This window comes from Archangium gephyra, from assembly GCF_049060025.1.
Lineage (GTDB): Bacteria > Myxococcota > Myxococcia > Myxococcales > Myxococcaceae > Archangium > Archangium gephyra_A.
Genome location: NZ_JBMEQQ010000002.1, coordinates 4,531,550 through 4,554,788 on the forward strand (window position 1 = coordinate 4,531,550; position 23,239 = coordinate 4,554,788).

The following is a 23,239-nucleotide window of genomic DNA, read 5'->3' on the forward strand; positions in this document are numbered from 1 at the left end:
GGGACACCGCCCTTACGGTGGCGCGCGTCGCTGGTGCCCGAGCTTCGGCTCTGGCTTGAAAGGGAATCCGGTGTGAATCCGGAGCTGCCCCCGCAGCGGTAAGCGAGAACGAACCCGTCCACACCACTGGCCGCGAGGCTGGGAAGGGGGCGGTAGTAGGAGCCGGCGATGAGCCGGGGGCTCGCGAGCCCGAAGACCTGCCAGCACCTGCCCCCGGGGAGAAATCCAGGGGTGGATCGACCTGGACGCCTCGTGGGGAGGCGGGAGGTTCCGTGCGTCACGGGCTCTCCCCACGACGTCCGGCCCGTCCCCTCTCCTCCCGTGGTGCTCCAGTCGCCCCACACGGTCGCGAATGGAGGAGGAGGAGAATGCTGAACAGAAGCCACGGCACGGGACGCGAGCAGGGTTCGCCGCCCATGGCCGCCCAGACGACCCCCACCACCATGAGGGTGCGCAAGCGCAACGGGGCGCTCGAGGGCGCGGACCTGAACAAGATCGTCCGGGCCATCAGCCGCTGTTGCGATGGGCTGCACCAGGTCGATGCCATCCGCGTGGCGACCAAGACGATCGCCGGTCTCTATGACGGCGCCTCGACGCAGGAGCTGGATCAGCTCTCCATCCAGACCGCGGCCTCGCTGACGCTGGAGGAGCCCGAGTACGCGAAGCTCGCCGCGCGGCTGCTCGCCACGTACATCGACAAGGAAGTCTCGGGGCAGGAGATCCACTCCTTCTCGCAGTCGATCGCCGCGGGCCACCGGCTGGGCCTCGTGAACGAGCGCATCGCCCGGATGGTCTCGACGAATGCCCGCAAGCTGAACGACACCATCGATCCCTCGCGCAACCGGCTCTTCGAGTACTTCGGGCTGCGGACGGTCTATGACCGCTATCTGCTCAAGCACCCGACGACGCGCGAGGTGCTGGAGACGCCGCAGCACTTCTTCATGCGCATCGCGGTGGCGCTCGGAGAGTCGGTGCCCGAGGCCCTGGAGCTCTACCGGCTCTTCTCGATGCTCGAGTACGTGCCGAGCTTCCCCACCCTCTTCAACTCCGGCACGTGCCACGAGCAGCTCTCGTCGTGCTTCCTGCTCGACTCGCCCGGGGACGAGCTGGAGAGCATCTACCAGCGCTACACCGACGTCGCGATGCTCTCGAAGTTCTCGGGAGGCATCGGCCTCGCGTACCACCGGGTGCGCTCGCGCGGCTCGCTCATCGGGAGCACGAACGGGCACAGCAACGGCATCGTCCCGTGGCTGAAGACGCTGGATGCCTCGGTGGCGGCGGTGAACCAGGGCGGGAAGCGCAAGGGCGCCGCCTGCGTGTACCTGGAGACGTGGCACGCGGACCTGGAGGAGTTCCTCGAGCTGCGTGACAACACCGGCGACGAGGCGCGGCGCACGCACAACCTGAACCTCGCCAACTGGATTCCCGACCTCTTCATGAAGCGCGTCGAGGCCGATGGGAACTGGTCCCTCTTCGACCCGAAGGGGGTGCCCCACCTCACGGACCTCTACGGCGAGGAGTTCGAGCGCGCCTACGCGCAGGCGGAGCAGCAGGGACTGGCGGCGCGGACGATGAAGGCGCGCGAGCTCTACGCGCGCATGATGAGGACGCTGGCGCAGACCGGGAACGGCTGGATGACGTTCAAGGACAAGTCCAACCGGGCCTGCAACCAGACGGCGCTGCCGGGCCGCGTCGTGCACCTGTCGAATCTCTGCACGGAGATCCTGGAGGTGACGTCGAGGGACGAGACGGCCGTGTGCAACCTCGGCTCCATCAACCTCTCGCGGCATACGTCGGTGGACGAGAACGGCCGGGTGTCCTTCGACTGGGAGAAGCTCGCGCGGACGGTGCGGACGGCGGTGCGGCAGTTGGATCGGGTGATCGACCTGAACTACTACCCCATCGACTCGGCGAAGCGCTCGAACCTGCGCTGGCGCCCGGTGGGTCTGGGCGTCATGGGCCTGCAGGACGTGTTCTTCCAGATGCGCCTGCCCTTCGACAGCGCCGAGGCGCGGGCCGTCTCGCGGAAGATCTCAGAGGACATCTACTTCCACGCCCTCTCGGCCTCGGCGGACCTGGCGGCCGAGCGCGGGGCACACCCGTCCTTCTCCGAGACGCGGGCGGCCCGGGGTGAGCTCCAGTTCGACGCGTGGAACGTCGTGCCCGAGGACACGGCGCGCTGGGACACGCTGCGCGCCCGCGTGAAGCAGGTGGGCCTGCGCAACTCGCTGCTCATCGCCATCGCCCCGACGGCGACCATCGCGTCCATCGCGGGCTGCTACGAGTGCATCGAGCCGCAGGTGTCCAACCTCTTCAAGCGCGAGACGCTCTCGGGGGACTTCCTCCAGGTCAACCGCTACCTCGTCGAGGAGCTGAAGGGACTCGGGATGTGGAACGAGGAGATGCGGGCCCGCATCAAGCTCGCGGAGGGCTCCATCCAGCCGCTCGAGGAGATTCCCGCCACCGTGCGGGCCATCTACCGCACGGCGTGGGAGCTGCCGATGCGCTCGCTCATCGACATGGCGGCGGACCGGGGTGCCTTCATCGACCAGAGCCAGTCGCTCAACCTGTTCATGGAGTCGCCGAACATCGGCCAGCTCAGCTCCATGTACATGCACGCGTGGAAGAAGGGGCTGAAGACGACCTACTACCTGCGCTCGCGGCCGGCCACGCGCATCGCGAAGACCACCGCCGCTCCCGCTCCCGCCCCCGAGTCGAAGCCCACCGACGAGCAGGCAGTGGCCTGCTCCCTGGAGAACCCCGAAGCCTGCGAGGCCTGCCAGTGATTGCCTTCACGACGTCCAACAAGACCTCGCACGCGGCGCCGAAGACGGGGGCGCGCCTGCTCGACCCGGGCATGAACCTCACGCTCCGGCCGATGCAGTACCCCGTCTTCTTCGAGATGTACCGCAACGCCATCAAGAACACCTGGACGGTGGAGGAGGTGGACTTCTCGACGGACGTGGGGGACCTGCGCTCGAAGATGACGGCGGCGGATCGCCACCTCATCCAGCGCCTGGTGGCCTTCTTCGCGACGGGCGACTCCATCGTGTCGAACAACCTCGTGCTGAACCTCTACAAGCACGTGAACGCGCCCGAGGCGCGCATGTACCTGTCGCGGCAGCTCTACGAGGAGGCGCTGCACGTGCAGTTCTACCTCACGCTGCTCGACACGTATGTGCCGGACCCGGCCGAGCGGGCCAAGGCCTTCGCGGCGATCGACACCATCCCGAGCATCCGCAAGAAGGCGGAGTTCTGCTTCAAGTGGATGGACTCCATCGGTGAGCTCGAGCGGCTGGAGACGCGGGAGCAGCGGCGCAAGTTCCTGCTGAACCTCATCTGCTTCGCGGCCTGCATCGAGGGGCTCTTCTTCTTCGCGGCCTTCGCCTACGTGTACTTCCTGCGCTCGCGCGGACTGCTGCACGGGCTGGCCGCGGGGACGAACTGGGTCTTCCGCGACGAGAGCGCGCACATGGCCTTCGCCTTCGAGGTGGTGAAGACGGTGCGCCGCGAGGAGCCCGGCCTCTTCGACGCGGAGATGGAGCGGGAGGTCGCCGCCATGCTCGACGACGCGGTGCAGTGCGAGCTTCAGTTCGCCGAGGATCTGCTGGGGCTCGGTGTGGCGGGCCTCTCGGTGAACGAGATGCGGCAGTACCTGGAGTTCGTCGCCGATCAGCGGCTGGTGATGCTGGACCTGCCGAAGCGCTACGGCGCGAAGAACCCGTTCGGCTTCATGGACCTGCAGGACGTGCAGGAGCTGGCGAACTTCTTCGAGCGCCGCGTCTCGGCGTACCAGGTCGGCGTCGTCGGAGAGGTCTCCTTCGACGAGGCCTTCTAATCCCCTGAGAACATGCGCTGACCCATTTCCCCTCTCCCCTCGGGAGAGGGACGGGGTGAGGGTATCGGGTGCACCCGGGTTGAACCCCCTGTCCCCACTTCGGGCCACGGGTTGAAGAACGGACTCGGGCACCCTCACCCTGACCCTCTCCCGAGGGGAGAGGGGACATCAATGAAAACGCCCGGGGGCCTCGCGAAGAGGCATCCCCGGGCGGGCTGGATCGGCGAACCGATCCGGGCCGGACTACTCGACCGTCACGCTCTTGGCGAGGTTGCGCGGCTGATCCACGTCGTTCCCGCGCATGTCCGCCACGTGGTAGGCGAGCAGCTGCAGGGGAATGGTGGCCACCACCGGCGCGAGCAGCGCGCTGGCGGCGGGGATGCGGATGACGTGATCCGCCAGCGAGGCCACGTGCGCGTCATCCTCGTCGATGATCGCGATGACCTTGCCGCCGCGCGCCCGCACCTCCTCGATGTTGCCGATGATCTTCTCGTAGGCCACGTGCGGCTGCTTGGGCGCGATCACCACCACCGGCATCTTCTCGTCGATGAGCGCGATGGGACCGTGCTTCATCTCGCCGCCGGCGTAGCCCTCGGCGTGGATGTAGGAGATCTCCTTGAGCTTGAGCGCGCCCTCGAGCGCCACCGGGTGCATGGGGCCGCGACCGAGGAAGAGGAAGTCCTGGGCGCCCATGAACTCACGCGCCACGCGCTTGACCGAGGGCTCGCACTTGAGCACCTCCTCGATCATCTTGGGCATCTCGGTCAGCGCGGTCAGGTGATCCTGCGCCGCCTTGACGGTGAGCGTGCCACGCATGCGGCCGAGCTTCACCGCCAGCAGGTAGAGCCCCACGAGCTGCGTGGTGAAGGCCTTGGTGGAGGCCACGCCAATCTCAGGGCCCGCGTTGGTGAGGATGGTGATGTCCGCCTCACGCGTCATGGCGCTGCCGATGACGTTGCACAGCGCGAGCGACGTGGCGCCGCGCGCCTTGGCCTCCTTGAAGGCCGCCAGCGTGTCCGCCGTCTCGCCCGACTGGCTGATGGCGATGGCCAGGTGCGAGGACTCCACGATGGGATCGCGGTAGCGGAACTCACTGGCCAGCTCCACCTCCACCGGGATGCGCGCCAGGGACTCGATCATCGCCTTGCCCGCGATGCCCGAGTGCCACGAGGTGCCGCACGCCAGGATGGTCACCTTGGTGATCGCCCGCACCTTCTCCGGGCTCAGGTTCCAGCCCTCGAAGTGCACGTCGCCCTCGGAGAGGAGCATGCGGCCGCGCAGCGTGTCCGCCACCGCGCGAGGCTGCTCCAGGATCTCCTTGTGCATGAAGTGCTTGTGGCCGCCCTTCTCCGCCATCATCGGCGTCCAGTCGATGCGGCGGGTGGGCCGGTTCACCTTGGTGCCCGAGCGGTTGAAGATGTCCACGTGGGAGGCGGTGATGACGGCCATGTCACCCTCCTCCATGTAGACGAAGTCGCGCGTGTGCTCGAGCAGCGCCGGCACGTCACTGGCCACGAAGTTCTGCCCCTGGCCCAGGCCGAGCACCATGGGAGAGGAGTCCTTGGTGCAGACGATCCGGTTCGGGTCGCTGGCCGTCACCACCGCCAGGGCGTAGGTGCCCTTCACGTGGGAGATGGCCGCGCGCACCGCCGCGGGCAGATCCAGGCCGCTCTTGAGCTCATCGGAGATGAGGTGGGCGAAGACCTCGGAGTCCGTCTCGGAGGAGAAGTGGTGCCCCCTGGCACGCAGCTCCTCCTTGAGGGCCAGGTGGTTCTCGATGATGCCGTTGTGCACCACCGCCACATCACCGTAGGTGTGCGGGTGGGCGTTCTCGTCCGAGGGACGCCCATGCGTCGCCCAGCGCGTGTGGCCGATGCCGATGGTGCCCTGGGGCACGTCAGTCTGGACGCGGTTCTCCAGGTTCTTCAGCTTGCCCGTGGCCCGCACCACGTTCAGGACGTTGCGGTTCACCACCGCCACGCCCGCGGAGTCATACCCCCGGTACTCGAGCTTCTTCAGCCCGGACACCAGGATGGGAGCCGACTCCTTATCCCCAACGTACCCAACAATGCCGCACATGTTGTCCGTCCTCTCTCACGCCCGACCCCCCGATGGCAAATTCGGGGGGTATTTCCACCCACATCGGGCGACACCTGTCACCCTGACGACAAGCAAAACGCGGGCCGACTACCCCGCGGAGGCCTTGTCCGACTTGGAAGGGCCTGCTTCCGCGGACTTGGCCATCCGAGCCTTCTTCCTCTCCACCCAGCCTTCCATGTTGACCTGTGGCGTGCGGGACACAGCGAGGCTGCCGGAGGGCACATCTTTCGTCACCGTGGTGCCCGCACCGACATACGCACCGTCCCCGACCTTCACAGGGGCCACGAGCTGGGTGTCCGAGCCGATGAAGACGCCATCCCCCAGCTCGGTGACGTGCTTGTTCACCCCGTCGTAGTTACAGGTGATGGTGCCGGCGCCCACGTTGACCTTGGAGCCGATCTTCGCGTCGCCCAGGTAGGCCAGGTGGTTGGCCTTGGAGCCGCGGCCGAGGCGGGCCTTCTTCGTCTCCACGAAGTTGCCCAGGTGCACCTCCTCGGCGAGGTCCGTGCCGGGGCGCAACCGGGAGAACGGGCCGAGGATGCAGCGCTCCCCCACCCGCGCCTCCTCGAGCACGGTGTAGGGCTTGATGGTCGTCCCGTCGGCCACCGAGGAAGCATGCAGGACGCTGCCCTGTCCGATGGTGACGTTGCGGCCAACCACCGTGGCGCCGGAGATCGTCACCATGGGGGCGAAGCTCCGTGTCCGAGCCGATGGCCACGCCCTCCTCGATGTAGGTGGTGGCCGGGTCCGTCAGGGTGACGCCGTTGCGCATGTGCCAGGTGTTGATGCGCGCCTGGAGGCTCCTTGGCGCGCGCGGCCAGCTCCACCCGGTCGTTCACCCCGGCCGTCTCGCCGAACTCGGCGTCGATGGAGCCCACCGGGCCCTGGGCCGCGGCCATCTCCACCAGGTCCGTCAGGTAGAACTCGCCCTGCGCGTTGGTGCTGCGGATGTTGGCCAGCGCCTTCCAGAGGAAGGAGGACTCCACCAGGTAGATGCCGGCGTTGCACTCACGCACCTGGCGCTGCTCGGGCGTGGCGTCCTTGTGCTCGACGATGCGCACCACCCTGCCCATCTCGCGGATGACGCGGCCGTAGCCGGTGGGGTCCGCCGGAGAGGTGGACACCAGGGAGAGCACGCCGCCGCTCTTGTCCTGCGCGGCGGAGAGCGCCTCGAGCGTCTCGCGGCGCACCAGCGGCACGTCCCCGTAGAGGATGAGCACGCGCCCGTTGAAGTCCTTGAGCGCCGCTTCGGCCGAGCGCACCGCGTCCGCCGTGCCGCGCTGGTCCTTCTGGAGCGCGAAGCGCAGGGGGGCGGTGGGGAAATGGGCGCGGATGGAGCGCTCCACCTCCTCGGCCTGGTGGCCCACCACCGGCACCACGGGAGAGGCGCCCAGTTCCAGCGCTCGCATGAGGGGATAGGCACAGATGGGCTTGCCGAGGATGGGGTGAAGGACCTTGGCCTTCTCCGACTTCATCCGCGTGCCCTTGCCCGCGCACAACACCACCGCCGCCAGAGGAGCTGTCATAGGCGGCGATTACTAGGGATGGGAAAGCGGCGCGTCAACCGCGAGCAGGTGGGCGCGTGGGGCGGATGCCCTCCGGACGAGCCTTCACGGAAACGGACAGCGTGTTGCTCTGCACGGTGATACCGAACGTCGGTTTGAGGAACACCGTCGTCACCGCGGCATCCGGCGGGGTCGACGTCGGCTTCAATGTCGTCAGGTTGGCGTTCATGTTTCCCCCGGCGCGACGAACCGTCCTGCACAGGATGCCCTCCCCTGTGCCCCGGTCAAACTCCAGGCCGGACGTGCTGGTGTCAGCCGGACACTTCTCGATGTCGAAACGTTTGTTGGCGGGTCCGAGCGGCGGCCGGGGATACTCCAGAACACGCACTCGCGGAAGCGCCTGTTGAGGGCCCGGACGGAGGCTTTTCACGTGGAGACGGTAAAGATGCGGACTCACCAGAACGGGTGGGCAGTGGCACTGATGGCACTGTTAATGGCGTGGCCCGCGTGGGCGGCGCGGCCCTACCGGGGCGGAGCGGTGGCCACGGCGCACCCGATGGCGAGCGAGGCCGCGCTGCGGATGCTGGAGAAGGGCGGCAACTCGGTGGACGCGGCGGTGGCGGCGGCCTTCACCCTGGCGGTGGTGGGGCCGTACCACTCGGGCATTGGCGGCGGTGGCTTCGCGCTGGTGCATGACGCGAAGACGGGCGGGACGCAGGTGCTGGACTTCCGCGAGGTGGCGCCCAAGGGGGCCACGCGCGACATGTACCTGAAGGACGGACAGGTGGTGCCAGGGCTGTCCACGGACGGTGCGACGAGCGTGGCGGTGCCCGGCGCGGTGGCCGGCTACCTGGAGCTGCTGGAGAAGCACGGCAAGCTGCCGCGCGCGGTGGTGCTGCAGCCGGCCATCGACGCCGCCCGCAAGGGCTTCTGGGTGTCGCCCAAGTACCAGGGGATGGCCACCCTGCGGCGCGACTGCCTGCGGCAGGACCCGGAGGCCTCGCGCATCTTCCTGGCGAAGAACGAGAAGGGCGAACCGGACGTGCCGCCCATCGGCCACCTCGTGAAGCAGCCGGAGCTGGCCCGGACGCTCCAGACGCTCGCGAAGAGCGGCCCCAAGGCCTTCTACTCGGGCCCCCTGGCCCAGGCGATGGTGGACACGGTGAAGGCGGGCGGCGGCACGCTGTCGCTCGAGGACCTGAAGGCCTACAAGACGCGCGCCCATGCGCCGCTGGAGGGCACCTACCGCGGCCACCGCATCCTCACCATGCCGCCCCCGAGCGCGGGCGGACTGGCGGTGGTGCAGGTGCTCGGCGCGATGGAGCGGCTGCGCCCCCAGGGCCTGGACTTCCGCGAGCCGGAGACGCTCCACCTCTACGCCGAGGCGGTGCGCCGCGTGTACGTGGACCGGGTGAAGTACCTGGGGGACCCGGCCTTCGTGAAGATTCCCATGGAGAGCCTCACCTCCTCCGGCTACCTCGCGGACCTCGCGGGCAGCATCGACCCGAAGAAGGCCACGCCGAGCGCCTCGCTGCTGCCCCCGGTGGAGGGCGCCAGCGGCTCCACCCTGAAGAAGCAGGACGGCACCTGGTACGACCCCTCCAGCGCGCCGGAGAAGAAGAACACCACGCACATCTCCGTCATCGACAAGAACGGCAACGCGGTGGCCCTCACCACCACGGTGAACTACGCCTTCGGCTCGTGCGTGGTGGCCAAGGGCACCGGCATCCTCCTCAACGACGAGATGGACGACTTCGCCGCGCTGCCCGGCGTGCCCAACGCCTACGGGCTGGTGACGGGCGAGGCCAACGCCATCGCCCCGGGCAAGGTGCCCCTGTCCTCCATGTCCCCCACCCTCGTCTTCTCCAAGGAGGACCCCAGGAAGGTGATGCTGGCGGTGGGCAGCCCGGGCGGCTCCACCATCCCCACCACCGTCATCCAGGTCATCTCCAACATCGTGGACCACAAGATGGACGTGGCGCGCGCGGTGGGACAGGGCCGGGTGCACCACCAGTACCTGCCGGATGAGCTGTGGGTGGACCGCTTCGGCCTGGAGGCCGCCACGCAGGCCGCGCTGGAGGCCAAGGGTCACAAGATTCGCAAGCAGGAGGCCTGGGGCGACGCCGAGGCCGTCTACAGCGATCCGAAGACGAACCTGCGCTACGCGGCGAGCGATCCCCGCAACGAGGGCGCCGCCCTCGGCCAGGACTGACAGACAGGACAGAGCACACCGTGGCCACCCCTCTCCTCCAACTCTTCGACGCGCACCTCCACCCGGAGGCCCTCAATGACCAGGACCTGGAGTCCATGCGCTTCTTCGGGGTGGAGCGGGCGCTGGTGGTCGCCCACCACCTGCCCGAGCCCACCCCCAAGGCCCTGCGCAAGCACTTCGACGACCTGGTGCTGAAGCAACTGCCCCGCCTGGAGCGGCTGGGCATCCGCGCCTGGGCCGCGCTGGGGGTACACCCGCGCTGCATCCCCCGCCGCGGCCTGTCCGAGGTGCTCGCGAGCCTCCCCGACTACTTCCGGGGCGGACGCGTGGTGGCCCTGGGCGAGACGGGCCTGCACTCGGGCGGCATCGAGGAGGAGGAGGCCTTCCTCGAGCAGCTCGCGCTCGCGCGCCAGCTCAAGCTGAAGGTGCTGGTGCACACCCCGGTGCTCGACAAGGAGCGCCACACCCGGCGCATCCTCACCCTGCTCCGGGAGTCCGGCGTGCGGCCCTCGCGCGTGCTGGTGGACCACGCCAACGGCCGCACCGTGCGCAACATCCTCGGCTGTGGGCATTGGGCGGGGCTGACCCTGCACCCCGAAGCACTCAAGGCCGAACGCGCCGTGGCGCTGGTGCGCCGGCTTGGCAGCGAACGGCTGGTGCTCAATTCGGATGCCGGCGATGGCGCCGGGGACATTCTCGGGCTCGCGCGTGTGGCCAACCTGCTGGCCAAGGCGAAGCTGTCGGAACGAGTGGTGAAGCGCGTGGCTTTCGACAACGCCGCGCGCTTCTACCGGCCTCGTTAGTGAAGCGAGCTGGACTCCGACTCCGGGTGCAGCGTCAGCCGCTGCGCCTCGTCCAGCCTGGCCTGCACCGGAATGCCCCGATGCCGGTACTGCGCCAGCGAGTCCGCCACTTCGTCCAGCAACAACTGGTAGCGCTCGTCCAGCTCTACGGCGATCAACATCATCGTCTCGCCCGCGTCCTCGACGCCGGGGCGGTACACCTGGCAGCGCTGGAACCGCGCCCAGCGGCCATTCGCCATCTTCACAAGCTCGCCATCGTAAGCCATGCGCAGTTCCCCCTTTCGACCGTCTCGACAGGAAGTCGGGAAGTGAATGGCTGCACTGTAAGCACAAATTTTCCGCGCGTCACCCCCCCTGCTGAAAATTCGTGAAAGGGCCCTGATATTGGTCGTTTACCCGACGCTTTCCCTCGCGGCGGCCCCCCTCCCCAGCCGAGCGGAGACCAGCGTGTAAATTTGCTGGCCTGTTAAGTTGTTGATGCCCGCCGCTCCGCGTTGGCCGGATGCGTCAACAGGCCAACACTCGCGCGCGGGAGGATCAGCCCGGCCCCTCCCTGGAGGGAGCCCCGAGCGGCGAACAGCACCGGCGCGGTGCCCGTCAGTCCGGTGGCAAGCGGGCACGCCTTCCCTTAGATTGTGGGGGATGAAGTTGACCCAGTTGTTCCGCCGCGACCGGACCGTCATCAAGCGCGCGGACGCGCAGGACCAGGCCGAGAAGATTCTGGCCGAGTCGCTCCGTCTGCTCAGCCAGGTGTGCACCAAGGTCGCCGATCTCATCGAGACGCAGCGGCTGGAGCGCGCCGGTTACTCGAACAACGCCTACCTGCAGCGGCTGGACAAGCAGCAGCCGGGGGACGCGGAGCGCAAGAAGGAGTAGGCCTCCAGCGCGCATGGACCCCTCCGACGAGTCCCCGGCCTGCCTGGGCGCCGCTTCCGGCTGGCTGGCGTCTGGAAGCTCGCCTCTGCCCCTGCCAGCCCTGAATGACGAGGAGGGGCCCCGGCTGCCCGAGGGGCTGCCCCCCGTGGTGGATGCCCACGTCCACCTCTTCCCGGACGGCGTCTTCGAGGCCATCTGGCGCTGGTTCGACCAATACGGCTGGCCCATCCGCTACAAGCTGCACACGCCCCAGGTGGTGTCCTTCCTGCTGTCGCGGGGGGTGCACCGGGTGGTGGCGCTGCACTACGCCCACAAGCCGGGCATGGCGCGCTTCCTCAACTCCTACGTCGCCGAGGTGGCCCGGGCCGAGCCGCGCGTGTTGGGGCTGGCCACCGTGCTGCCGGGCGAAGAGGGCGCGGCGGACATTCTCGCCGAGGCCTTCGCGGCGGGCCTCAAGGGCGTGAAACTGCACTGCCACGTGCAGTGCTTCGCCCCGGACGCGCCCGCGCTGCACGAGGTGTATGCCGCCTGTGCCCGGGCCGGGCGGCCGCTGGTGATGCACGCCGGCCGCGAGCCCGCCAGCCCCCAGTACAAGTGCGACGTGCACGCCCTCTGCTCCGCCGAGCGCGTGGAGCGCGTGCTGAAGGACCACCCCGGCCTCAAGCTGTGCATCCCCCACCTGGGCGCGGACGAGTTCGACGCGTACGAGCGGCTCCTCGAGCGGTACGACCACCTCTGGCTGGACACCACCATGGCAGTGGCCGGTTATTTCCCCATTCCGGTGCCCCGCCGCTTGCTGGAAGTCCGCCCCGAGCGCATTCTCTACGGCACGGACTTTCCCAACCTGCCGTACGCCTGGGACCGCGAGCTCAAGCAGTTGTTGGCCCTCAAGCTCGGGGACGAGGCCGAGGCAGGCATCCTGGGGGGGAATGCCCTCCAACTTTTCGAGGGATGTTGAAAACCGGGCACACCCCTTCCGGAACCGGGAAGCCATTCGCATGTTGCCCCCCATAGAATCTGCCTTCCCTGCCGGAATAAGCACCGAGGCCCCGCCATGTCCTACATCCTGGTCGTCGACGACGACGCGAGCCACCGCACGCTCATCTGCGATGCCCTAGAGGAGATGGGCTATCGCACGGAGCAGGCCGGCAACGGCCGAGAGGCCCTCGACACCCTGGAGGGAGAGATTCCCCAGGCGGTGCTGTTGGACCTGCGCATGCCGGTGATGAGCGGCTGGGGCCTGCTGGACGCCCTCAAGAAGATGCCGCGGGCGCGCGGGCTGCCGATCATCATCATCTCGGGCTACGGCTTCGAGTGGGAGGCGGAGCTGGTGGGCGCCGCCGGCTACATCTCCAAGCCGGTGGACCTGGACAAGGTGCGGATGACGGTGCAGCGCATCATCGGCCCGCCCGAAGTGGCCATGGTGCACTGAGCAGCACGGCCTCCCCCACGCCACCTCCCCAGGTGCCAGACCGGGTTCCGCCGGGCCTCGGACATCGGGGGGATTGTGGGAGGGCGGCGGAGTCGGCTCTGATCCGGCCCGCGCATGTCCCCCACCCCCACTGACCTGGCCGTCGATGCCCACGGGCTCGTGAAGCGCTTCGGCGAATTCACCGCGCTCAACGGGATGGAGCTGACCATCCCCCGCGGCTCCTTCTACGCCTTCCTCGGCCCCAACGGAGCGGGCAAGTCCACCACCATCGCGCTGCTGACGGGCGTGTACGCGCCGGACGCCGGGCGCATCTCCCTGCTGGGCGTGGACACGGTGGCCCGGCCGCTGGAGGTCAAACGCCACATCGGCGTGGTGCCCGAGGAGCTGAGCCTCTTCGAGCGGCTCACCGGCCGGCAGTACCTCACCTTCTGCGGGCGGATGTACGGGCTGAGCGGGGACGAGGCCGCGGCGCGGGCCGCCGAGCTGCTCGAGCTCACGGAGCTGACGTACAAGGCGGGCGCGCTGGTGGCCGAGTACTCCAAGGGCATGCGGCGGCGGCTGGCCATCGCCGCGGCGCTCATCCACGCACCGGAGCTGGTGCTGCTGGACGAGCCCTTCGAGGGCATCGACGTGCTGGCCGCGGGCGTGATCCGCGAGCTGCTGCGCGAGCTGAGCCGGCGAGGGGTGACGCTGCTGCTCACCACGCACGTGCTGGAGATCGCCGAGCGGCTGGCCACGCACGCGGGCGTCATCCGCGGCGGGAGGATGTTGGATCAGGGCACGGTGCAGGAGTTGATGCAGCGATATGACGCGCCGTCGCTGGAGGCCGTCTTCGAGAAGCTCATCTCCGTACCGGCCGCGCGCAACGCGAAGCTGTCCTTCTACGGGGACGGGCCGCCCGCCGAGGTCGTACCGCTGCGCCGGGGGTCCGCGTGAGCCGGGTGGCCGCGCCGGGCTTCTTCCGGCACCTGTGGTTGTTGTGGGGCCTGCGCCTGGACATCGGGCTCAACCATGGGCCGGGCAAGAGCCGCTTCATGGCGGTGGCCGCCTTCCTGCTCTCGAGCGCGCCGGCCTGGGGCCTGGGCGTGACGTTCTACGGGCTGATGCGCCTGAAGCCCATCGCCGAGAGCGACGTCTGGCCCTTCTTCATCCTCAACCTGCTGTGCTTCGTCACGTCGGCGGTGTGGGTGACGTGGCCGCTGATGAGCGCGGGCGTGGATGACCACTCGGAGCTGAGCCGCTACGCGCCCTTCCCCATCTCGCCCTTCCGGCTGCTCATCGCCTCCACGGTGGCGAGCCTCTTCGAGCCGCGCGCGCTCGTCTTCTACGCGCCGCTGACGGGAGCGGCGCTGGGCTTCGCCTCGGTGCACCCGGTGCGCATGCAGTGGTTCGCGGTGCTGCTCTACGTGCTGTTCGCGCTGCTCAACGCGGCCTGGAGCCGGGTGGGCCTGCACCTGGTGCTCAACGTGCTGCGCGAGAAGCACAGCGCGCAGCTCATCGGCGGCGGCTTCGTGGTGTTCCTCGTGGGCGCGTCCCTGATTCCCCCCATCGACACCTCGTGGCTCACGGCCGTGGGCGAGGGGGGCGTGGAGAAGCTGGACATGGCCCTCATCGTCGACGCGACGATTGCGCTGGGCCGGGTGCCCTCGGGCTTCTTCGGGGACGCGCTGCTGGAGCTCACCTATGGATACCGGCGCAACGCCCTGGTGAACGGCGTGGGCATGGTCTTCTTCGCGCTGCTGGGGCTGGGGCTCGCCTACGCGCTGCTGCTGCGCTTCCACCGCAACGTGGGCCGCGCCGGCCCGTCCGTGAAGGAGTCCGGAGACAAGGATCCGTTCGCCCGGACGCGCACCACGTACACCACGCTGCTGGCACGCGAGGCGTTGGACCTGTGGCGCAATCCGCGCGCCCGGCTGCTGGCGTCCGTGCCCTTCGTGCTGGCCATCCTGCTGAAGCTGACCTCGGGCCGGGCCCTCTTCGAGTACCTGCTGGGCGCGAGCGCGGATGTCTGGTTGATGGGCGGCCTGTGCATCTACGGCGCGGTGGTGATGGCGTCCACGTTCTCGCAGAACACGTTCGCCTATGACGGGCACGGGCTGGCCATGCTCATCGCCGCCCCGGTGGAGCTGGGGGACGTGCTGCGGGCGAAGAACGTGGTGCAGGGCGCGGCGGCCGGAGGCATGGCCCTGCTGGTGGGCCTGTTCTACCGGGTGTACTTCGGCAGGGGCTCGGCGTTGGACTTCCTGTGCGCCATGGCGGCCGTGCTGGCCGTCGTGCCCGTGCTGCTCGCGGCGGGCAACTTCCTGTCCCTGTACTTCCCGGTGAAGTTCCACGCGAGCCTCAAGCGCCGGGACAAGCTGCCCCTCACCGCCTCCATGCTCGGCATCGTCGCGGCGAGCGTCGGCTGTGCCCCCTTCGTCTGGGCCCTGCGGTTCGCCGGGAAGAGCGGGCCCACCGGGCAGACGCTGGCGATGATCGCCCTGTGCGCCACGGTGAACGTCCTCATGTACCGCGCGCTGCTCCCCCTGGCCCTGCGGCTGCTCGGACAGCGGAGGGAAATCGTGCTGCGCGCGGTCACGCGGGAGTGACCCACGCCCAGGGCGGTCAGTAGCCGATCTGCAAGCCGTTGTTCATGCCGAATTGGGGCACGAACACGTGGGTGATCTCGACGATGTTGTGGGTCGGCACGCCCCAGTTCACCAGATCCGCGATGGTGGACTGGTAGCCAGGATCGGTGGCCCCCGGGTGCGCATAGGCAATGTAGACGCCGTTGTAGGGGCCCCCCCCCGCTCCGATCGCCGTCATCGCCGCCGTGAAGTTCCCGTGCGAGACGCTGCCCGCATTCGCGTGGAACACATAGGCGGTGGTGCTGTTGGCATTCACGAAGCAAACCGAGGCACACGTGATGAGGCCGATGGAGCGCACCACCGCTGTCACGGCACCGCCCTGGATGGGCGAGCCTTGCGACGGCCCCAGCGTGACGGTGGAACTCCCGAGCATGGGGAACGCAATGCTGGCCGGCGGATTGATACCTGAGACCGCCTGCAAGACGCTCGAGACGGTATAGGCGTTGGCTCCGAGGGACTGGGTGGCAGGGACGCGATAAGCCATGTTCTCTCTTCCTGGGTGGTTCCCCTCGAGGGGGTTCCCTCGAAAGACGCTCCCGGGGCGGCATTGTGAAGTGGGCCTCGTGGTAGAAAACGCCCCATGCCCATCGCCGAGCTCAACCACCAAGGCATCCACTTCGAGGACTCCGGCGGCTCCGGCCCCGCCCTCATCCTCGGCCACGGCTTCCTCATGGACAGCCGCATGTTCGACGCGCAGGTCCAGGCGCTCGCCCCCGCGTTCCGCGTCATCCGCTGGGACGCCCGCGGCTTCGGCCGCACCCGCTGGGACGGCAAGCCCTTCGACCTCTATGACTCCGCCGCCGACTGCATCGCCCTGCTCGACCACCTCGGCATCCAGCAGGCCGTCGTCGGCGGCATGTCCCAGGGCGGCTACTGCGCCCTCCGCGTCGCCCTCCGCTACCCCGAGCGCGTCCGCGCCCTCGTCCTCATGAGCACCCGCGGCACCATCGACGAGCCCGAAGTCCGCGCCGGCTACCGCCAGGTTCGCGACCTGTGGGGCACCCCGGGCGCCACCGAGAACATCGTCCAGAGCCTCGCCGGCGGCATCATCGGCGACTCCCGCTTCCACTCCCCCTGGCTCGACCGCTGGCGCCAGACTCCCAAGGACCACCTCGTCGCCGCCATGAACAACCTCATCGACCGCGACGACATCCAGCCCCGGCTCGGTGACATCCGCTGCCCCGCCATCGTGTTCCACGGCACCGATGACACCGGCATCCCTCCCTCCGAGGGCCAGTACCTCCACAAGACGCTCCCCGGCAGCACGCGCCTCGTCCTCGTCCTCGGCGCCGCGCATGCCGCCAACCTCACGCACCCCGACGCTGTGAATCCGCCCCTCGTGGAGTTCCTGCGCGCCCACGCGTGAGTCCCGCGTGCGCTGGCCGTAGTCAGCGCACCCAGCCCACGTACTCGACAAAGGCCAGCTTGGCCCCCCAGCCACGAGGCGGTGTGAGGGGCCTGCCGCGGCGCTTCAGCTCATCGATGGGCAGTTCGCTCGCGAGGTCATCCAGGCGCACCAGGAACAGCCGCTCGACAGGTTTCTCTCCGCAGTGGAGGTAGAACTGCTCGTCCTTGCCCGTGATGATGCCGGCGAGCGCATACGTGTCATCGGGGCTGATGGCCACCACGTTCAACGCGTGGGCATCTTCCCTCACCTGCTGGAGCGTCCCCGTCCCCAACTCCAGCCGGAACAGCCTCCGCGGCTGCGGGTAGACGCCGACGCAATCCAGAAAAGGCAACTCCCACTCGGTAGCGCTGAGGAGTGCGGCCGGAGTGTGGTGCAGCCAGGTGATGCGAACCCCTTGCGTCGTCTTGACGGGCAGCTCGAGGGTCACGGCGGGAGGCCCATCGAGGGCCTCCGTCCGGTAGAGCGTGGGTGGAGCATGGCCGTGCGGTTGCAAGGAGGTGAAGAGGAAAGCCCCATCCGGGGAGAGCGAGGGCGCGCGTGCCCGCTGCTGACGCATCTTCCCATCGCTCACCCGCACCTGGGTCACACGGCCTTTCGGAATGGGCATGGCATCGCCCTTCCGGAAACCGCACTCGTCATGGAAGACGATCTCCGCGCGCGCCGGGCTCCAGCCCAGCAGCGAGACGTCAGCCAGGGGACGTGACTCGAACAGGGAGGTGACCCGGCCCGAGGCCACGTCCACCGAGTGGAAGGTCACGTCCGCGCAGCTCTCGGGGTGGGCCTTCATGGGGCGGCTCTCGAGGACATACGCGAGGCTCTTCCCGTCATCGGACCAGTGGAAATGGCCTGCTCGGATGCGCTGTCCCTCCGGCACTCGCTGCTGCGTCAGGTCCACCAGCTCGCGGCGTCCCGTCCCGTCCGCGTTGACGACGAAGAGCTCGTTCCAGACCTCCACCCCACTCCTGCCCGGGTCAGGCGCAGCGGGAAGGTGGAGCTCGGCATACGCCACCTGCTTCCCATCCGGGGAGATGGCTACGCTCCGCCAGGGGCCCGGCATTTCCCTGGCGGGGGCGATCACCACCTTCCCACTGGACGTCAGGGGGCGGTGACGTCCGCTCTCCAGGGATTGGCTCCAGAGGTCGGTTCCCTTCTGGGGCTCGCTCCGGATGTAGAGAACCTCTCCCGCGCGCGGCTCGGGCTTCGTCCGGCCCGGGCCCATCGCCGTACAGCCCTCCAGGAAGGCCAGGAGGAACAGCACTGCCCATCGGTGCGACACGGTGGGGTCCGGAGTGCGAGTAAGGGACATGCGGCCCCAAGGTACTCGCAACCCGAGTGCTCCAGATACCCTCACCCCGTCCCTCTCCCGAGGGGAGAGGGGTCAGTAGGTCAGGCCGTGCTTCGCCGCCTTCTCCTTCACGCCCTTCATCACGTTGGCGTCGAAGGAGTCCTCCTTGTCCGCCACGTTCTTCGTCCTCCAGGTGTCCCGCTCCGCCGCCAGCTTCGCCGCCTTCTCCTCCAGCGCCTTCCGCTCTCCGGCAAGCTGCTTCACCTTCGCTTCCCTCGCCGCCGCGTCCAACCCCTGCAACTCCTGCGGCAACTCCTCGCCCTTCACGCTCGCCAGCGCCTCCGGCTGCGCCGCCAGGTCCACCGCTCCCCCCACCACCGCCGGCGCACTGCTCGGGGCCGGTGCGCTCGGCGCCCTCCCCGCTCCACGCGTCGTCTTCAGGAACTGGATGCGCTCGGCCGCCGCCTCCGGCGCCAGCTCCGCCATCTGCTCCGCACGCGCCCGGTTCGCCGCCTGCGCCTCCTTCTTCCCCGCGTACAGCGTCTTGCTCGCCAGCTCCGCGTTCACCTTCGCCAGTTCCGCGTCATACGGCGTCGCCACCGCCACCATCCCGCCCGACTGCTCCAACGACTCGTACCGCCCATCCGTCGTCTTCGCCGCCAGCTTCCAGTGCGTCTCCGTCTCCGGGTCCCCTCCGCAGCGCACCGTGTTCACGACGATGTGCTTCTCCGCCGCCCGCTTCACCCAGTGCTTGAAGTTCCAGTCGTCGTTGCGCTGCGCTGGCGGCGCGTCCCCCACCAGGAAGATCAGCTTCATCGTCTCCCGGCTCGGGTCCCACGACAGCTTCGACACCGCCTCGCCCAAGCCCCGGCCCACGTGCTCCGGCGTGTCTCCCCCTCCGTCCGCCTGCAGCTTCCGCAGGTGCGTGAAGAGGCCGTCCAGATCCTCCGTCAGCTCGTAGCGCTTCGTCACGTAGGCGTCCCCCACGTCCCGGTACGCCACCAGCCCCACCCGCACCTGCGGCGTCGGCTTGCCCTGCGCGATCCGCGACGCGATGGAGAAGATCTTCTGCTTCGCCCCCTCGATCAGCCCCGCCATCGAGCCCGTCGTGTCCAGCACGAAGACCACGTCGATCCTCGGCCGCGCCTGCTGCTGCTGGGACGGCGGCTGCTGGGACACCGGCGCTCCCTGCGCCAGGGGCGGCTGGGCGGGCTTCTGGGGGGCCTGGGCGAGGGCCAGGGAGGACGTGAACGCAACGAGGGCCAGCGCGGCCCCGAACACGGGGCGCGAAAAGGACTTCAGGGTCATGGCAGGGCTCCGGGGAGAGGTAATCCGGGTCGAAATTCCAGCGCGCTCGCTGGTGTAACGGACGAGCCGCCCGCCGGGTCTAACGCCTCCGGTTGCACCCGCTCCGCCCAGGCGCTACGCCTGTGTCCACCCGTGCGCGTCTTCCACTGCGATCAGTTCGTCGTCCCGCTCCCTCCCGGCCATCGCTTCCCCATGGAGAAGTACCGGCTGCTGCGCGAGCTCCTCCTGGAGCGCGGCGTCCTCTCCCCCGGCGGGCTCCGGGCCTCCGACCCCATCTCGCGCGAGGACCTCGAGCGCGTCCACACCCGGCGCTACCTCGACGCCCTCTGGACGGGCACCCTCTCCGAGGCCGAAATCCGCCGGCTCGGCTTCCCCTGGTCCGAGGATCTGCTCGTGCGCTCGCGCGCCTCCGTGGGCGGAACCGTGGGCGCCGCCCGCGCCGCCCTCGAGGACGGCATCTCCGGCAACCTCGCCGGGGGCACCCACCACGCCTTCCCCGACCATGGCGAGGGCTACTGCGTCTTCAACGACATCGCCGTCGCCATCCGCGTCCTCCAGGCCGAGCGCCGCATCCAACGCGCCGTCGTGGTGGACCTCGACGTCCATCAGGGCAACGGCACCGCCGCCGTCTTCGAGGGCGATGACTCCGTCTTCACCCTCTCCATCCACGGCGAGCACAACTTCCCCTTCCGCAAGCAGCGCTCCAGCCGCGACGTGGGGCTGCCCGATGGTGTGGATGACCGCGCCTACCTCGACGTGCTCGCCACCCACCTGCCCGAGGTGCTCAAGGCCGCTGGCGTCGACCTCCTCTTCTACCAGGCCGGTGTGGATCCGCTCGCCGAGGACGCCCTCGGACGGCTCTCCCTCACCCACGCCGGCATGAGGGAGCGGGACCGGCTGGTGCTCGAGGCCGCGTGGCACCGCGGTCTGCCCCTCGTGCTCACCCTCGGGGGCGGCTACGCGAAGCCCATCACCGCGACCCTCGAGGCCCATCTGGGTACCTACGAAACGGCCCTCTCCGTCTTCCGGTGAGGCTCGGCTCCGGGCTATGCAGATCCGAGGTTGGATCATCCCCATGAGCGAGGAAGCCCGATGACTGGAAGGCTCGTTTCCCTGACGCGCGGCGCCCTGCTCGCCGCCTGGATGGCCGGTACCGCCGCCCACTCGCACCAGACGCCTCCCGGGGATGTCTACCCCGTCGTCACCCGCACGGACCGCGGCTTCACCTTGACGTACCGCTCGTCGATCGAGGACCGCGCCTACGCCCAACCGTACGGTCTCGATGGACAGCCCTCCGCCGGGAAAAAGGTCATCCCGACATCCAAGCTCCCCACCCCCGTGCGGACCGTCAACCGATGGCCCAGGCCCAAGGGCATGTCCGCCGACACGGAGCAGAACGTCCTTCGAGTCATCTTCCTGGGCTATGGGACGACCGCCGGTGTCGTGAGCGACAACACGCACGCGGAGTGGATCCGCATGGTGAAGGGAAACGCCTCGCTGTGCCGCTTGCGGATAGACACCCTGCAGCAGCGCTGTGACACGTTCGGAAGGGTCCTCGATGGTCCCATGGGGCTCGAGCTGCTCGATGAACCGCTGGCGCGTGGCTCCGAGCGCGCCGTCTTCTGGGTCAACGAACGGAGCCAGCTCATGTTCAGCTCCTGGGAGCGCTATTCCGATGCGCCCGTGCGCACCCGGCTCGTGGGGGACGGATTCAGTTGGAACACGGACCTCTCCTCCGCCGTGAACGGTGAGGTGGCCCTCGTGGCCGCCCACCTTCCTGGCCCGGACGGCCTGTTCCGCATCCGCACGTGGACCACGCCCTGGCCCGTGGGCCCCGGGACCGCTGGCAAGTAGCAACCCGGGGAAGTCCCCGTTGCCCCTCCCCTGTTCATGGTGGAAGGTGACCCCGTGACGACCTCCGCTCCCGATGTGCTCCGCTCCGTCTTCGGATTTCCCGGCTTCCGCGAGGGCCAGGAGGCCGTCGTCTCCCGGTTGTTGGACTCCAGGTCCGTTCTCGCCATCTTCCCCACCGGTGCCGGCAAGAGCCTCTGCTACCAGCTCCCCGCGCTCATGCTGGAGGGTGTCACGCTGGTCATCTCCCCCCTCATCGCGCTGATGAAGGACCAGATCGACTTCCTCACCAGCCGTGGCATCCCCGCCGCCCGGCTCGACTCGACGCTCGGGCCCGAGGAGATCCGCCAGCTCTATTCCGACCTGCGCGCCGGAACGCTCAAGCTGCTCTACGTCGCGCCGGAGCGTCTGGCCAATGAGCGCTTCCTCCAGACACTCCGCCGCCTGCGCATCTCGATGCTCGCGGTGGACGAGGCCCACTGCATCAGCGAGTGGGGGCACAACTTCCGGCCCGACTACATGAAGCTCGCCTCACTCGCGAAGACGCTCGGGGTGGAGCGGGTGCTGGCGTTGACCGCGACCGCCACGCCTTCCGTCGCCCGGGACATCGCCACCGCGTTCGACATCACCGCCGGGGATGTCATCCAGACCGGTTTCCACCGGCCCAATCTCTCGTTGCATGTCACCCCCACCTCGGGTGGCGACGAGCGCCGGGAGTTGTTGCTGTCGCGCCTGCGCTCCCGCCCTCGGGGCCCGACGATCGTCTACGTCACGCTGCAGCGCATGGCCGAGGAGACGGCCGCGTTCCTCTCCGGGAACGGCTTCTCCGCCAAGGCGTACCACGCGGGCATGGAGCCCGAGGTCCGCCACCAGGTGCAGGACTGGTTCATGGGCTCGCACGACGCCGTGGTGGTCGCCACCATTGCCTTCGGCATGGGCATCGACAAGAGCGACATCCGCGCCGTCTACCACTGCAACCTGCCCAAGAGCCTGGAGAACTACGCCCAGGAGATCGGCCGCGCGGGCCGGGATGGCCAGCCCTCCGCCTGCGAGCTGCTCGCCGCCATGGAAGACGTCACCGTGCTGGAGAACTTCACCTACGGCGACACGCCCACCCCCCAGGCCGTGGCCGGGGTGCTGCGGCACGTGCTCGGACAGGGAGAGACCTTCGACCTCTCCCTCCACGAGCTTCTCCGGGGAACACGATGTCCGTCCGCTCGTCATCGAGACGATGCTCACCTACCTCGAGCTGGACGGCCTGCTCGAATCCACCGGCCCCTTCTATTCCGAGTACAAGTTCCAGGCCCTGCGCCCACTCGAGGAGGTCTTCGCCGGCTTCGACACCGCTCGTGCCGAGTTCCTCCGGCGGGTGTTCGCCCTCGCCGAGCCCATGAAGACCTGGTCGCGGCTGAAGCTCGATGACATCTCCCGGAAGCTGGGCGAGCCGCGTCAGCGCATCATCGCCGCCCTCAACTACCTCGAGGAGCAGGAGGCCCTGAAGCTCCAGGTCACGGGCGTGCGCCAGGGCTACCGGCTCAAGCGCACCGGCTTCGACGTCGCCGCGCTCACCCAGGACATGGTGGGCCGCTTCAGCGAGCGCGAGAGCCGGGACGTCCGGCGGCTGCGGCTGGTCCTCGACTTCGCCGACCATGAAGGCTGCCGCACCCGCTTCCTGTTGACCTACTTCGGCGAGGACCTGGAGGCCGGCTGCGGGCATTGCGGTTGGTGCGCGGGCGAGCGCCCCGGCAAGCTGCCGCCCCCGGCCGTCAAGGCACCGGGGGTCAGCGAAGCCGCGAAGCTGAAGCAGCTGCGCGCCGAGCGCCACGAGGCCCTCACCTCCGCCCGTCAGGTGGCGAGGTTCCTCTGTGGCATCAACTCGCCGAGCGCCACCCGCTCCAGACTCACCAAACACAAGCTGTTCGGCCTGCTGTCGGAGGTGCCCTTCAAGCAGGTGCTCACCTTCGTGGAAGCCGAGGCGGCCTCCCCGTAGAGTG

The 23,239-nt window shown here is 68.8% G+C and carries 20 protein-coding genes, 1 pseudogene and 1 riboswitch; of the genes and pseudogenes, 14 read left to right on the forward strand and 7 right to left on the reverse strand.

What is annotated here, in order from left to right; genetic code table 11:
• Positions 1 to 29 precede the first annotated feature (29 nt).
• Positions 30 to 209, forward strand: a riboswitch (cobalamin riboswitch).
• A 207-nt stretch (positions 210 to 416) separates the two neighbouring features.
• Both ACN28I_RS19725 and ACN28I_RS19730 read left to right on the forward strand, forming a co-directional pair.
• The gene (locus ACN28I_RS19725; RefSeq protein ID WP_420948671.1) at positions 417 to 2,786 is read left to right on the forward strand and encodes a ribonucleoside-diphosphate reductase subunit alpha; all 2,370 of its coding nucleotides are present in this window, start codon (positions 417 to 419) and stop codon (positions 2,784 to 2,786) included.
• A gap of 71 nt (positions 2,787 to 2,857) precedes the next feature.
• A complete protein-coding gene (locus ACN28I_RS19730) occupies positions 2,858 to 3,838 on the forward strand; it encodes a ribonucleotide-diphosphate reductase subunit beta (RefSeq protein ID WP_420948672.1) in 981 nt (326 codons plus the stop codon).
• Between the two features lie 243 nt (positions 3,839 to 4,081).
• Here ACN28I_RS19730 and glmS read toward each other — a convergent pair whose 3' ends face one another.
• The 3 genes and pseudogenes from glmS to ACN28I_RS19745 form a co-directional block, all read right to left on the reverse strand.
• The gene (gene glmS, locus ACN28I_RS19735) at positions 4,082 to 5,917 is read right to left on the reverse strand and encodes a glutamine--fructose-6-phosphate transaminase (isomerizing) (protein WP_420943525.1); all 1,836 of its coding nucleotides are present in this window, start codon (positions 5,915 to 5,917) and stop codon (positions 4,082 to 4,084) included.
• Positions 5,918 to 6,025: 108 nt separating this feature from the next.
• Positions 6,026 to 7,464 (reverse strand): annotated as a pseudogene (gene glmU / locus ACN28I_RS19740) (bifunctional UDP-N-acetylglucosamine diphosphorylase/glucosamine-1-phosphate N-acetyltransferase GlmU).
• Between the two features lie 34 nt (positions 7,465 to 7,498).
• Positions 7,499 to 7,831, reverse strand: a complete 333-nt coding sequence (locus ACN28I_RS19745; RefSeq protein ID WP_420943526.1) for a hypothetical protein — start codon at positions 7,829 to 7,831, stop codon at positions 7,499 to 7,501.
• Positions 7,832 to 7,924: 93 nt separating this feature from the next.
• Here ACN28I_RS19745 and ggt point away from each other — a divergent pair, with 93 nt between their 5' ends.
• A complete protein-coding gene (gene ggt / locus ACN28I_RS19750; protein WP_420943527.1) occupies positions 7,925 to 9,655 on the forward strand; it encodes a gamma-glutamyltransferase in 1,731 nt (576 codons plus the stop codon).
• A gap of 20 nt (positions 9,656 to 9,675) precedes the next feature.
• Positions 9,676 to 10,458: a TatD family hydrolase gene (locus ACN28I_RS19755; RefSeq protein ID WP_420943528.1), complete on the forward strand. Its 783-nt coding sequence runs from the start codon at positions 9,676 to 9,678 to the stop codon at positions 10,456 to 10,458.
• On the opposite strand, the gene ACN28I_RS19760 is transcribed toward ACN28I_RS19755, so the two are convergent.
• A complete protein-coding gene (locus ACN28I_RS19760) occupies positions 10,455 to 10,724 on the reverse strand; it encodes a hypothetical protein (RefSeq protein ID WP_420943529.1) in 270 nt (89 codons plus the stop codon). The genes ACN28I_RS19755 and ACN28I_RS19760 overlap by 4 nt on opposite strands.
• A gap of 376 nt (positions 10,725 to 11,100) precedes the next feature.
• Between ACN28I_RS19760 and ACN28I_RS19765 the strand changes: the two genes are divergently transcribed.
• The 5 genes from ACN28I_RS19765 to ACN28I_RS19785 all read left to right on the forward strand — a co-directional run bounded on the left by ACN28I_RS19765 (position 11,101) and on the right by ACN28I_RS19785 (position 15,354).
• Positions 11,101 to 11,334, forward strand: coding sequence for a hypothetical protein (locus tag ACN28I_RS19765; protein ID WP_420943530.1), 234 nt, complete (start codon positions 11,101 to 11,103; stop codon positions 11,332 to 11,334).
• Between the two features lie 13 nt (positions 11,335 to 11,347).
• Positions 11,348 to 12,292 (forward strand): amidohydrolase family protein, encoded by a 945-nt coding sequence (locus ACN28I_RS19770; RefSeq protein ID WP_420943531.1) that lies wholly within the window; start codon positions 11,348 to 11,350, stop codon positions 12,290 to 12,292.
• Between the two features lie 96 nt (positions 12,293 to 12,388).
• Positions 12,389 to 12,766 carry a response regulator gene (locus tag ACN28I_RS19775; protein ID WP_043414414.1) on the forward strand — a complete coding sequence of 126 codons (378 nt, stop codon included), beginning with the start codon at positions 12,389 to 12,391 and terminating at the stop codon, positions 12,764 to 12,766.
• Positions 12,767 to 12,880: 114 nt separating this feature from the next.
• Entirely contained in the window at positions 12,881 to 13,702 is an 822-nt protein-coding gene (locus ACN28I_RS19780) for an ABC transporter ATP-binding protein (RefSeq protein WP_420943532.1), read from the forward strand.
• Positions 13,699 to 15,354, forward strand: coding sequence for a hypothetical protein (locus tag ACN28I_RS19785; protein WP_420943533.1), 1,656 nt, complete (start codon positions 13,699 to 13,701; stop codon positions 15,352 to 15,354). The genes ACN28I_RS19780 and ACN28I_RS19785 overlap by 4 nt, the downstream gene beginning before the upstream one ends.
• A gap of 16 nt (positions 15,355 to 15,370) precedes the next feature.
• Here the strand turns inward: ACN28I_RS19785 and ACN28I_RS19790 are convergent, their stop codons facing one another.
• Positions 15,371 to 15,877: a hypothetical protein gene (locus tag ACN28I_RS19790; RefSeq protein ID WP_420943534.1), complete on the reverse strand. Its 507-nt coding sequence runs from the start codon at positions 15,875 to 15,877 to the stop codon at positions 15,371 to 15,373.
• Positions 15,878 to 15,973: 96 nt separating this feature from the next.
• On the opposite strand from ACN28I_RS19790, the gene ACN28I_RS19795 reads away from it, so the two are divergent.
• Entirely contained in the window at positions 15,974 to 16,759 is a 786-nt protein-coding gene (locus ACN28I_RS19795) for an alpha/beta fold hydrolase (RefSeq protein ID WP_420943535.1), read from the forward strand.
• A 22-nt stretch (positions 16,760 to 16,781) separates the two neighbouring features.
• On the opposite strand, the gene ACN28I_RS19800 is transcribed toward ACN28I_RS19795, so the two are convergent.
• Together ACN28I_RS19800 and ACN28I_RS19805 are read right to left on the reverse strand one after the other, a co-directional pair.
• Positions 16,782 to 18,107, reverse strand: coding sequence for a TolB family protein (locus ACN28I_RS19800; RefSeq protein WP_420943536.1), 1,326 nt, complete (start codon positions 18,105 to 18,107; stop codon positions 16,782 to 16,784).
• A 72-nt stretch (positions 18,108 to 18,179) separates the two neighbouring features.
• On the reverse strand, positions 18,180 to 19,394 hold the full coding sequence (locus ACN28I_RS19805; protein WP_420943537.1) for a vWA domain-containing protein: 1,215 nt from the start codon (positions 19,392 to 19,394) through the stop codon (positions 18,180 to 18,182).
• A gap of 132 nt (positions 19,395 to 19,526) precedes the next feature.
• Between ACN28I_RS19805 and ACN28I_RS19810 the strand changes: the two genes are divergently transcribed.
• The 4 genes from ACN28I_RS19810 to ACN28I_RS19825 are packed head-to-tail and all read left to right on the forward strand — an operon-like array spanning position 19,527 to position 23,235.
• Positions 19,527 to 20,426: a histone deacetylase gene (locus ACN28I_RS19810; protein WP_420943538.1), complete on the forward strand. Its 900-nt coding sequence runs from the start codon at positions 19,527 to 19,529 to the stop codon at positions 20,424 to 20,426.
• Between the two features lie 60 nt (positions 20,427 to 20,486).
• Positions 20,487 to 21,248, forward strand: coding sequence for a hypothetical protein (locus ACN28I_RS19815; protein ID WP_420943539.1), 762 nt, complete (start codon positions 20,487 to 20,489; stop codon positions 21,246 to 21,248).
• 54 nt (positions 21,249 to 21,302) lie between these two features.
• Positions 21,303 to 22,667, forward strand: coding sequence for a RecQ family ATP-dependent DNA helicase (locus ACN28I_RS19820; RefSeq protein ID WP_420943540.1), 1,365 nt, complete (start codon positions 21,303 to 21,305; stop codon positions 22,665 to 22,667).
• Complete coding sequence (locus tag ACN28I_RS19825; protein WP_420943541.1) at positions 22,636 to 23,235, forward strand: RecQ family zinc-binding domain-containing protein; 600 nt, start codon at positions 22,636 to 22,638, stop codon at positions 23,233 to 23,235. The genes ACN28I_RS19820 and ACN28I_RS19825 overlap by 32 nt, the downstream gene beginning before the upstream one ends.
• Positions 23,236 to 23,239: the final 4 nt, after the last annotated feature.